This window comes from Mesorhizobium sp. ESP7-2, assembly GCF_020164715.1.
Taxonomy (GTDB): Bacteria; Pseudomonadota; Alphaproteobacteria; order Rhizobiales; family Rhizobiaceae; genus Mesorhizobium.
Genome location: NZ_JAIUGQ010000026.1, coordinates 21,273 through 31,856 on the forward strand (window position 1 = coordinate 21,273; position 10,584 = coordinate 31,856).

Genomic DNA, 10,584 nt, shown 5'->3' on the forward strand with positions numbered 1-10,584 from the left:
GGCCGCCACGCAGAAGGTGCGAAGAGGCGGCCGCCGGCCGACCGTCTGGCGCTTCGCTTTCCCGTTCATTTTTGCTCGACTGGCGCTGGGTCCGGCTTGCCTGGTGCCTGGTCGTCTGCTGCATGGTCAATCGCCCCCGCCGGCCTCACGGTCCGAACAGGCTCCATTCGAGAATGATGTTTGCCGGCTTGCCATCAAGAGAAAGGCGCTCCGCCCAGATGGCCCAAGTCTTGAGTGGATCGGGAGTTGCCGCGGAACTGTTGTCCCGCTCGAACGGCAGATACATCCTGTCGCATGAGCCTCCCCGATTCACCGCTACACCTAGGGTTACCCAAAGCAGACTAATTATCAATGAAAAAAGCATCGGATGGCGATGCGTGTAGTTACCGTATCCATAACGCCACAGTGTATACTTTAGCTGACGCTCATTTTATCTGCGCAGGAACAGGCTAGGCAGCTGCAGCAACGGAATAACGGCCGAGGCGCTCTTCACGTTGAACAGAATGTCTGCCTTAACATTTCACATAGCTAATATAACCCATGACGCTTGACGCCAGAAAATGTGCGGTTCAGCGACCGAGATAGTCAGAAAAGGTGCAGCGCAGGGGTTGCCTCGCCCGGCTTCGGCGACATATTCCGGCACGGGTTTGGCAAGGAATTGCGTTCGGCGCGTGAGCCGACAGACACTAGCGAAGGTGATGCGACGTTGCGAGACTTGGAAATGCGCCGGGCCGATTCCATCGAACAGCTGCAACATCCCCAAGCATTTGAATAGACGACCAGGCGGTTCTGGAGGAATGCGTGGTCGAAGCTGGATCCGACAACAGCGGCTCGCTGACGCCCAACAAGTCCGGGAGGAAATCGCCCGGCTGGAACAGGAGCTACTTGTTGCGGGAAGTGCCTCGAAGCCAAGAAGGCTCATCGAGGTCGGCTATCAATTGCGGACCCACAAGGCGCGGCTGAAGCGGCTGGAGCGCTGCATTTCTGCGCTGCAATCCCCCAATCGGCGACAAGAAGAACACAGGGTCAGCTAGAGCGGAATGTAACCCACTCGAGGTTTGTCAGTCCTGATTGATGGCGGCTACCGCCGAGAAAGGTCAAATTCGAACGTCAGCCTCGCATCCTCAGCGGCGACTCGGCTGCCCGGACATGGAGATCTCAACGTCTGATTAGTGGCGCAAAAGCTGCCGCCCGCCTCCGGTGGATGCAGAGTGTCGCGACGAAGGAAATTAACCCGACCAAGCGGGATACTTGACACCTTCTGGGACTATTTCCGCCACCCTTCGGCCGTAACGCAGGCCTGCGGATCGACCACCTTCTGCTGAGCCCCTCGCTCAAGAACCGACTGATCGACGCCCAAGTCGATGTCGAGGTGCGCGGCTGGGAAAAGAGCAGCGGTCTGGGTCGAGCTCTCGGAAAAGGCACCGCCTCGCGGCCGTTCGATGCCTGACCAACGAAGCAGCCCCGGTCGCGGCTAGAGCTTGGGCTACTCGCCAATGATCAAACCTTCCCGCCGTATGGCTGCGGCGCCGACAGGCTTCGTGCGCTTAAAATACCTACGCCCAAATCGCGGTCAGCAGCGCGCCGCCTCACATCACCCGACCTGTTCCACGACCAGCGTCCCCGCCTGAAGCGGCTTGATCAGGGATTTGGCGGACACCGGGGGATCAGGCCAGGTCGCCCAATCCTTGCGCTCCAGGATCACGATCTGCCGATCGTGATACGGAGCGAGTCCGGACCGGGTTCCATCGTGAGCATGGTGAACGCCTCACCGACATCATTGGTCTCGCGCCAGATCCCGGCGATGCAGAAGATCGGCTCGTCGCGCTTGGTGAAGAGCCACTTGTCCTTGCGCTTCTTACCTTCTCGTTGGGATCGGTGAACTCGTAAAAGCCGTCGGCCGGAATCAGGCAGCGGTTCGAGGCGAACTCGCGACCGTCCGAGCGAAAATTGTAGACCGGCCGCTTGTTCTGTCCGGGCCAGCTCCACCGGCGCTGAACCAGATCGCCCTCGCCGCTCGCGCCGTCGATCGGGCGGATGATAGGACCGATATCCGTTATCTTGATATCCTCGCGTGCCTCAATGTTCGGCGCGCCTTCGCTGAAGCGGATCTTGATCTTGAGATCGGCGAAGTCCTCCACGATCGAGGCGACATCCACTATCAGCCGATAATCATTGCACATGTGTCACCTGTCTCTTCGGCGTTGCGCAGCAATTGTGTTCCTGTTATGTTCTTTTGATCATGAGCGCAAGAGCTTTCGATTCCGACGCACCGCTCGACGAACGCCGCATCGTCATAAGACGCTACGGCGGCGATATTGAAATGGTCGAGCTCCCATGGGGACTCCAACCGAGAGATGGTGGCCGCCCCTTCACTGTGGTGCGCGCGGAGGATCGATCATTCCCGAGCCATCGCTGCCTCGTGCCGGCGTCCGAATTCCGGCACCGCAGCCAGGGGAAGAACTACAGCTTTCGCCTCGCAGACGGCGACTGGTTCTATTTCGCCGGAATCTGGCGGCCGGCGACGTGCGATTGGCCGCAAGCCTATGGCAATCCTCACGATCCAGGCCAACGATGACATCGCGCCTTACCACAACCGCAAGATGGCAGTGCTGCGCCGGGAAGAGCGCTCGGCGTGGCTGACATGAATCTTCCGGAAAACGAAGCTCCTTCGTCCACTTCCCGGGAGAAGTTTTGCGATTTCGCGTCTCCGTCAGGATCGCACACAGGCTGAATTCGCAATCTGAAGATTATAGGATCGTTCAGTACGAATCTCAGACCTTGGCGAGATGGCATTGCAGGCAAATGGCCCCTGACTGCGGCGCGGACCCGCGCAAGATCATCCATGTCGACATGGATGCGTTCTACGCTTCGGTCGAACAGCGCGACAACCCGGACCTGCGCGGCAAGCCGCTTGCCGTTGGCAGGGCCGCTGCGCGCGGTGTGGTCGCTGCCGCAAGCTACGAGGCGCGCGCCTTCGGTGTTCGCTCGGCCATGCCTTCGGTCACGGCAAAGCGCAAATGTCCCGAGCTGATCTTCGTGCCGCCTCGCTTCGACGTCTACCGGTCCGTCTCGGCTCAGATCCGAGAGGTGTTCGCCGAACATACCGATCTCATCGAACCCCTCTCGCTCGACGAGGCCTACCTGGACGTCACCCAGAATCGGCTCAACATTTCGTCCGCAACGACGATCGCCGAAATGATCAGGGCGAAAATCCTGCTGGTGACCGGTCTCACCGCTTCCGCGGGCATTTCGTACAACAAATTCCTGGCCAAGATGGCGTCCGACCAGAACAAGCCAAACGGCCAGTTCGTTATCACGCCGCGCGATGGACCCGCCTTCGTGGAGACCTTGCCCGTGAAGAAATTTCATGGTGTCGGTCCCGCGACGGCCGCCAAGATGGAGGCGCTGGGCATTGAGACCGGCGCCGATCTCAAGGACCGCACGCTTCCCTTCCTGCGGCAGCATTTCGGCAAGTCAGGGCTCTGGTACTATCAGATCGCGCGCGCCATCGACGAGCGCGCGGTCGAGCCGGATCGGCCGCGCAAATCGATCGGCGCCGAGGACACATTCGCAGCCGACATCGTCGATCTCGAAGTATCGCTCGCCGAACTCAAGCCGCTGGTCGCCAAAGTCTGGGGATACTGTGAAGGCAAGGGCATCCGGGGCAGGACAATCACGCTGAAGGTCAAATTTGCCGATTTCCAGCAGATCACGCGCAGTCGCACCGTGCCGGTGCCAATCGAGTTCTCTGACTTCGAACGTCTCGCAGCCGACCTCCTGAGGTCGGTGTTTCCGGTACAGAAGGGAATCCGGCTGTTGGGCGTGACGCTTTCGTCGCTTGGCGATGTCTTGCCGCCGGAACAACGGCAACTTCGGTTCGAACTTTAGGTTGGCCGCGAGAAGGAATTCGGCCGCCGGTTCTCCGGATCAGCCCGCGTGGGGATCGATTTCGCGACTATCGGGGAGGCTTTTCCGTCATGTTCGTCTAACGGCACGGCAGAGCGAAGCAGAGGGGAAGGCGCATGGCCTCCCCCTCCGAAGGTTGATGCGTGAAAACGTCAGGCGGCCTCGCGTTCTTCTGCGGCCTGCGGCTGAAGGCCATGCAGGAAGGCGACGGCGCGTTGCGCATGGGCGGCGGCCGAGAAGATCGCGCGCTTGTCGTCGGCAAGCACTTTCAACCACGAGCCGAGGTAGCTCGCATGGTCCGGCCGGGGCTCGAGCTCCGGCGCGATACCAAGATCGGCGCAGAGGAAGCAGCTTCCGAGCTCGGCGATCAGTTCCTCGCGCGCTCGCTCGCTACGATCCTTGGCGTAGCGGCTAAGGTCGCGGTTCACGCGATGCGGCGCCGAAGTCCAATGGGTGGCCTCGTGACTGAGCGTGGCAATGTATGACGCGGCGTCCCGGAACGTCTGGAACGGCGGCATCTGGATGTGGTCGGTCGCCGGGGCAAAGTAGGCCCGATCCCCGCCATGCCGGATTAGCGCCCCGGTATTGGCAAAGAACTGGTCGGCATGCTCGATCCGGGCGATCGGATCGCGCACCGGCTCTGCCTGCCGTCGATAAAGCTGGTCCGGCAGGCCATCGATTTGCGCCGTGTTGAAAACCGAATACGCCTTGAGGAAGGGGATCTCGCGGTCGATTTCCTCGCCCCTGGTGTCCGTCTCCGTCCTGGTGAAGCGGCTGGCGAAGACGACCATCGAGCCGGTCTCACCCTTGCGAACCCCGCCGCCGAGTTCGAGCGCCTGCTTGAATGTCATCCACATCGGGTTGGAAAAGCCGCGTGCGACAGCCTCCGACCAAAGCAGCAGCACATTCATGCCGTTATAGGGCAGGCCATTGTGCCTGAGCGGCCGGGTGACGCGGCCGGTGGCATTGCTCGACTGCCACGGCCGTATCCAAGGACGGATACCCTTCTCCAGCTCGGCCACGATGCGGTCGGTGATGCGCGCATAGATGTCGATGCGCTTTGCATTTTCTTTCCTGGTCATTCACAAACCTCCAGTTCTGAGGTCGCGCCGATCGCGGCCCCGTCACGGGGTCCGCTTGGGCTGAGCACGAAGGCGGGCCGCGCACCCGACCGGGGCCCCGTCGTGCTCGCACGATGGGTGGTCATGGGCCGCAGCGACAGCGGAGGACGGCGAAGCCGTTGCGCTGACTGCCCGGCTCCGCCAGGACCTCGGGGCAGGACGGGGCGCGAGCGGGCGTCAGCGTAGAAAGGCGGCGCTGGGCGCCGCCTGAATGCAGTCGGGAGAAGGTCGGTTCAATGAACCGACCGGCCACCGCTATAGGGATCGTATTCGAAGAGGATTTCGACGTCGGCGTCGTCGAGCTCGTCGGCGGGCATGACGCCAAACTCGTTGTCGACCTGGAAGAGGATGACCGGGACCATGAGAGTGCGGGCAAGGGACCAGGCGGCTTTTTGGGCGAGTATGAGATCGTGGGACATCCGAGGGCTCCATCTTGGAGCGGGCCAATTCCCGCTCGATGGCTCCGTCAGTGTGCGGAGGCGGGCGCGATCACCCGAAGGCGTCAGCCGAGCGGCCGCAGCATGCTAGCGGACCCCTGCGGGTTGATCGGGGAAGATCCGCAGCCGCACCAGGAAAGCCATCACGAGAGAGCGGGATTGGGTCGTGAAGGAGCCCAGCGTGTCGATTGGGCCGAGGCGGGCGAAGGAGCTGGCACCGCGGCGGCCGTCCCCGGACCGTGCGCCGGGAGTGGCGTCCGAACCGTGGCGCGAATCTGCGCACATGAAATCGCTGGAATAAGAACTTGCCGTGTCGATGTGGTCGCCACGGGGGGAAAATTGGGAGACGGATGCGGCCATATTCGCTCCGGCGCACCGCAGGTATCAGGTTGTCTCTCTTCGTCAGCCAGGAGACGGCACTCGCGATGAAGGTTCACTTGGCGATGATGGAAAGCGGCATGTTCGGCCCATGAAAATCGGCTCCGCCCTGCGCAGTTGATGCGACTGACGAATGAGCCGACCGTGCCCCACATGGAAGGAGGGCGGGACCGCAGCCCCGCCCTTGGCGCTCATCCGAGAGCCGCCATCTGCAATTCGGCCGCCTTGCGGTCGGCGGATTGGCCGGGGTTTTCGACCGGGCGCTCGAAGGGCTTCCAGACCTCGCCTAGAACCCGCTCGTAAGCGGCGACGGCCCCCTCGGCGGCCATGCGCAGCGCATGGGCCTGGAGCGACATATCGGCGGCGAACTCACGCTTGCGCTGGGCAGCGCTGTCGAAGCCGACTGGTCCCCCGACGTCTTCGTCCCGATCGTCGCAGGCCGACTTGGCCGTCGCGTCTCGTGCTTCGGACACCGCCCGGCTGTAGAACTGGCCGGCACCGTACGCGGACCCGACAAAGGCACCGACGACGCGTTGCAGGTGTATCTGCATGGCGCGTTCCCCAAGCCCCTCGTCGAGCGCTGCGGCCGTATCCACGATGAGCTTTTCGTGCAGGTCGCGGATGCCGTCGCTGTCGAGCACCGGGAGGCCAAAACTCTCGGAGATGAGCGAGCACTGCGCGGCATCGGGACAGGCGAGCCGGACCATTTGGAGGGTAGTGCCCTTGCGGAGCGGAGTGACGCGGGCGGCTGTGCGGGAATTGGCGGCTTTCTTGGTCATTGGCATGTCCTTTCTTCAGGTTCTCGAGGCCAGGACCGGCTCCGTGCCGGCCCTCCCTCGGGCGCGGACCAAAAGAACCGGTGGAATGACGGGCGCTTCAGGGTCCGGGCGGACCGAGACGAGCATGGAAGGTTTGCGGCCAAGCACGGCTTTATTCAGCCCTCGCGCGGGACGCGGGCCTGCCATGTCGAGACCGGACCGATCCGGCCGCCCCGCGGCGCGGAACGCGGCCTTGAAGCGGCCGGCCGCCGGTTCAGGACCGCATGAAGCCCGAGTGAGGACCGGCACGACCTCGACTTCGACATGGGAACCGAAGGACAGGTGATCATGACCACCTGCCGATTCATCGACCGGAGTATCTCGGCACGCACACCACGGTCACCCCCATCATAGCCCAGGCCAGAGGTCCCGTTCTCGGCAGTGCTCGCGTTCGCGTTCGCGGCCGTACACCGGCATCGCCAGACCCCCCAGGCCCATATCGGCGGCTTCGCCGTTCCCATCCAGGAATCTGGCAATCGCCTGCTCGTGCCGCGCAGCTTGCGCGACAGGGCGTCGATCCTCGGGTGCCGCTCCGCGGTCAGGGCGGCAAGCTGGCACCGGTAGCGATCGAGGAACGCCTGAGGATCGGGCGTCTTGCGCAGCGGCAGCAGGCCCGGGATCAGTGTGGTCATGCGGCGCCTGATCTGCCGGTTCACTATCACCAACTGCCGCTGCGTTTGGCACCGCGCCTCCTCGTTGCGCGAGAGTTCGCGGCGCAATTCGGGCAAAAGGATCATCGCGACGCCCTGCTCTGCCAGCTGACGAAAGTGGACGGGCCGGCATAGACGGCATGTCGGTCAGGGTCGATGACGAAGCCGAACCGGCCGATATCGTATTCATCGGTCGGGACCAGAAAGCGGCGGTCCTCGGTCCCGGCCCCGCGCTTGCCGCCCGGCGTGGCGACGCATTCGACAAAACCCGTATGCTGCTGTGAAGTGATTGCTGAAACGACGACCCAGTCGGTGGCATGCTGGGCTTCGAAGGTACGCTGGTCCTTCGTGCGGGATTCGCCCGGAGCGAGGATCGTCCCGGAAATTGCTTCCCACGCGTCCGGCCATGAGTCCTTGATGGTTCGTTCGGCATGCCGGCGCTCAAGTGAAGTGAAGAGGTGCGGAAACGAGAGGGCGACGATGGCCCATGCTTCGTCTTCCTCGTACCACCCGCCGACGGCACGAAGCATCGGATGGACTTCGCGGTTCTGCTCGGCCGAGAGCTTGAAACCGCCGTGCCCCGCACTCGAGTGGGAGATGACGCCTTCGGCATAGACGGTCGCGCCGTGCGACGGTCCCCAAGGGGTGTTTGCACCGCCGGCAATTTCGCGGCAGCCGAGCACGAGCATTTGCCGATGATGTTGGGCCTGATCGAGGACTTTCGCTCGGAAAGCGGTCTCACCAGCGAGATCGCCGAGATGGCCACAGAAATCCGAGCGGGTCCACTCGGCCATTGGCCGGGCGATGCGCCAGCCGGTGGCTAGAATGTGGCTACCTTCGCGCACTGGCATCATTGCATAGGCGGTCTCGCCGACAAGCGCGACCAGCAAGCCGTCAGCGCTCCACCCGAACGAAGCTCCCGACGAGTAAGGGGCGACAGCGGGGGCCGAGGTTTTTTGTGTCTGGCTCATCCCGCGGCCCTCCCCTCGACGGCATCGGCGGCCGCCTCGCCGGCCGTCACCCCCTCGATCACGGCGTTGGGATAGCCGTGCTCCGAGAGCCACTGTTCGGCGGCGGCCCGGTGCGGCGCCAGGTGAACGAGTTCGGAATCGTCGCCCGGCCGATCGAACACCCGGACCGAGCCGACCGACGGAGGCTCGATGATGGTGAAGCGCAGGCCCGAGTTCAGCGAGAAGGTCCGATGCACGCGGATTGCTATGACGCCGCCGGCGCCATAGTCGGCCTCGTGCAGGGTGAAGCTCGCGTGCGGGTCAACCACGCCGGTGCCAAGCGCGCCCTGCTTGCGGATCAGACGCCCCTGGCTGTTGCTGTTTTTCCAGGCGCCGAGCTTTCGGCGGTGCCGCTGCGGCGGCCGCGAACTTCCGTCGCTCCAGGCGACGATTGCGCCGATGGGGGCGTATTCGAAGATCGTGTGTGGGGACATGGTGTCCTCCGTTTGCTGCGGTTGAAAACGAAGCCGCCGCCAGGCGAACCTGGCGGCGGCGGAGGGATCGAAAGGGAGGCAAGGTCTATTCGGCGGCCTCGCGATAGCCCTCCTCGAACCCGTCATCCCCGGAAGGCCGGTCCTCTCCACTCAGACCGTCGACCTGAGGCCCATCGTCGTCCTCGACCTCGGTGACGGTGCTCTTGGAGAGCCATTCGGTCAGGCTCGTCGTCTCGTGAGCAAATAGCGCGGCCGGGTGGACGAAATGGCCCTCCTTGAAGTGCTCGACGAGCGCGGCGCGCGTGTCCTTGACTCGCGCCCGCGGCAGAACCGGCGTGTCGGAGCAGGAGCCCTCGAGCGCCGGACGCGACAGACACGAGAGGAAGTCCTCGGTGCCCATATTGGCGAGGAAGCCGTCTGCCCCGATCGCGCGACCGGCGACGAGCGCCACCACGCCCGACTTGCTCATGCCCTCGCGGCAGGAGAAGGCCTCGATGAGGACGCCCCGGGCCGCGATGCGCAAAGTCTCGGCGTCGAAGGCGAACTTGCCCTCGGCATCGAAGAGGGTGGCGGCGTGCCGGGGCATGCGGCGACCATATCCATGATCGCCGCCGGCCCCGGATTCGACGCGCACGTTCTGCCCGGCGAAGGCGAGAACGAGCAACGCCAGCAGCGTGTCGTCCTCGATCGGCGCCCGCGACAGCGCCTCATGGAGAGCATCGGTGCGCAGGTCGCCGATCATCTCAATGCCCTTACGGGTCACATCGGGACGCGACTTCGGCCTGTCGACCGCCTCGTCAGCTTCCGTCGCGTTGGCCTTCTTCTTGGCCTCGGGCAGTCGGAAGTGGACGGTCTTCACCTTTCCGTCGCGGTCAAGATACATCGCCGCGTGGTCCGACTTCTTCGGCGTGCCATAGACGCGTTCCGCCTTTGGCGGCAGCTTCACCTCGCCATAAGTGTTCGGCTCGGTGATGACGCCCTTCTTGGGCAGGTTCTGCGTCATCCATTCCTGCTGGGCTCCGAGGAAGGCGTCGACGTCGGTGGTGTACCGGCTGTCCTGGTCGGCCGGTGCGAACAGATCTTCCATCCAGGCGATGCCGTAGGCCTCGCGCAGCTCGTCGCCAAAGCTTGCGTCGCGCGCGTACATGCGCCGCTTGGTGAGGCCGTTGGCGACGCCCCACCACGAGACCTGCGGATCGCCCTTACTGGGCTTTTTGGCCTTCCAGACCTCCTTCTGCTCCTCGAGCGAAGCCGCCGCGATAGTCCGGAGCTGCTGCTCGTTCGGCATATCGCCCTTGGCCATGGCGTCGAGCATCGCGGGCAGCACGTTGGCCAGCAGACGCAGCTTCTTGACCTGGCGCACCGACTGCGCAAGCGCAATCGCAATGGACTCCTCGGTCCAGTTCAGCGCGACGAGACGCTCGATGGCGCGCCACAGATCGACCGGGTTGAGCTGCTCGTGCGTGATCGACGTGGCCAGCGAACGCATCGCGCCGCCGTCCTCGGCACGAGGCACGACCAGAACGGCGATTTCTTCGAGACCGGCAGCGACCGCCTGCCTTGCGCGCCTATGACCCTGATCGATGACGAAGCCATTGCCGCCATCGGCTTCAGCGAAGACGATCAGCGGCTCGACAACGCCGATGGCCTTGATCGTCGCCAGCAGCAGGGCGTCGGCCTGAGGGCTGGACTTGGAGCGCCGTGCCTTGTCAGGATTGTCCTTGAGCGAGCGTGGATCGACAAACTTTAGTTCCATGGGAATGCTCCTTGGAGGGTTATGGACAGGCCCGTCGCCGGTCCTTTCTCGTCTTCTTCCCGAAGACACCC

9 protein-coding genes and 2 pseudogenes are annotated in these 10,584 nt (G+C 63.6%); 2 read left to right on the forward strand and 9 right to left on the reverse strand.

The features are described from left to right. Positions 1–145 precede the first annotated feature (145 nt). Positions 146–286, reverse strand: a complete 141-nt coding sequence (locus LB543_RS22150) for a hypothetical protein (RefSeq protein ID WP_224597471.1) — start codon at positions 284–286, stop codon at positions 146–148. Positions 287–1,594: 1,308 nt separating this feature from the next. Further along, positions 1,595–2,183, reverse strand: a pseudogene (locus LB543_RS22160) (SOS response-associated peptidase). 56 nt (positions 2,184–2,239) lie between these two features. On the opposite strand from LB543_RS22160, the pseudogene LB543_RS22165 reads away from it, so the two are divergent. Together LB543_RS22165 and dinB are read left to right on the forward strand one after the other, a co-directional pair. Continuing rightward, positions 2,240–2,747: pseudogene (locus tag LB543_RS22165) on the forward strand (SOS response-associated peptidase family protein). Between the two features lie 58 nt (positions 2,748–2,805). Further along, a complete protein-coding gene (gene dinB / locus LB543_RS22170; RefSeq protein ID WP_224597474.1) occupies positions 2,806–3,891 on the forward strand; it encodes a DNA polymerase IV in 1,086 nt (361 codons plus the stop codon). A 170-nt stretch (positions 3,892–4,061) separates the two neighbouring features. Here the strand turns inward: dinB and LB543_RS22175 are convergent, their stop codons facing one another. The 7 genes from LB543_RS22175 to LB543_RS22205 all read right to left on the reverse strand — a co-directional run bounded on the left by LB543_RS22175 (position 4,062) and on the right by LB543_RS22205 (position 10,513). Then, complete coding sequence (locus LB543_RS22175) at positions 4,062–4,991, reverse strand: ArdC family protein (protein ID WP_224597479.1); 930 nt, start codon at positions 4,989–4,991, stop codon at positions 4,062–4,064. A 272-nt stretch (positions 4,992–5,263) separates the two neighbouring features. Continuing rightward, entirely contained in the window at positions 5,264–5,449 is a 186-nt protein-coding gene (locus LB543_RS22180; RefSeq protein WP_140863388.1) for a hypothetical protein, read from the reverse strand. A 587-nt stretch (positions 5,450–6,036) separates the two neighbouring features. Then, positions 6,037–6,624: a hypothetical protein gene (locus LB543_RS22185; protein ID WP_224597482.1), complete on the reverse strand. Its 588-nt coding sequence runs from the start codon at positions 6,622–6,624 to the stop codon at positions 6,037–6,039. A gap of 155 nt (positions 6,625–6,779) precedes the next feature. Next, entirely contained in the window at positions 6,780–7,400 is a 621-nt protein-coding gene (locus LB543_RS22190; protein ID WP_224597483.1) for a hypothetical protein, read from the reverse strand. Then, positions 7,397–8,284, reverse strand: a complete 888-nt coding sequence (locus LB543_RS22195; protein WP_224597486.1) for a DUF7007 domain-containing protein — start codon at positions 8,282–8,284, stop codon at positions 7,397–7,399. The genes LB543_RS22190 and LB543_RS22195 overlap by 4 nt, the downstream gene beginning before the upstream one ends. Continuing rightward, the gene (locus tag LB543_RS22200; RefSeq protein WP_224615546.1) at positions 8,281–8,757 is read right to left on the reverse strand and encodes a hypothetical protein; all 477 of its coding nucleotides are present in this window, start codon (positions 8,755–8,757) and stop codon (positions 8,281–8,283) included. Before LB543_RS22200 ends, LB543_RS22195 begins: the two co-directional genes overlap by 4 nt. Positions 8,758–8,842: 85 nt before the next feature. Beyond that, positions 8,843–10,513 carry a ParB N-terminal domain-containing protein gene (locus LB543_RS22205; RefSeq protein ID WP_224597489.1) on the reverse strand — a complete coding sequence of 557 codons (1,671 nt, stop codon included), beginning with the start codon at positions 10,511–10,513 and terminating at the stop codon, positions 8,843–8,845. Positions 10,514–10,584 lie beyond the last annotated feature (71 nt).

Bases quoted from the DNA above. Each gene is read 5' to 3' on its own strand.
- LB543_RS22150 (WP_224597471.1), bottom strand. From the start codon at position 286: ATGTATCTGCCGTTCGAGCGGGACAACAGTTCCGCGGCAACTCCCGAT.
- dinB (WP_224597474.1), top strand. From the start codon at position 2,806: ATGGCCCCTGACTGCGGCGCGGACCCGCGCAAGATCATCCATGTCGAC.
- LB543_RS22175 (WP_224597479.1), bottom strand. From the start codon at position 4,991: ATGACCAGGAAAGAAAATGCAAAGCGCATCGACATCTATGCGCGCATC.
- LB543_RS22180 (WP_140863388.1), bottom strand. From the start codon at position 5,449: ATGTCCCACGATCTCATACTCGCCCAAAAAGCCGCCTGGTCCCTTGCC.
- LB543_RS22185 (WP_224597482.1), bottom strand. From the start codon at position 6,624: ATGACCAAGAAAGCCGCCAATTCCCGCACAGCCGCCCGCGTCACTCCG.
- LB543_RS22190 (WP_224597483.1), bottom strand. From the start codon at position 7,400: ATGATCCTTTTGCCCGAATTGCGCCGCGAACTCTCGCGCAACGAGGAG.
- LB543_RS22195 (WP_224597486.1), bottom strand. From the start codon at position 8,284: ATGAGCCAGACACAAAAAACCTCGGCCCCCGCTGTCGCCCCTTACTCG.
- LB543_RS22200 (WP_224615546.1), bottom strand. From the start codon at position 8,757: ATGTCCCCACACACGATCTTCGAATACGCCCCCATCGGCGCAATCGTC.
- LB543_RS22205 (WP_224597489.1), bottom strand. From the start codon at position 10,513: ATGGAACTAAAGTTTGTCGATCCACGCTCGCTCAAGGACAATCCTGAC.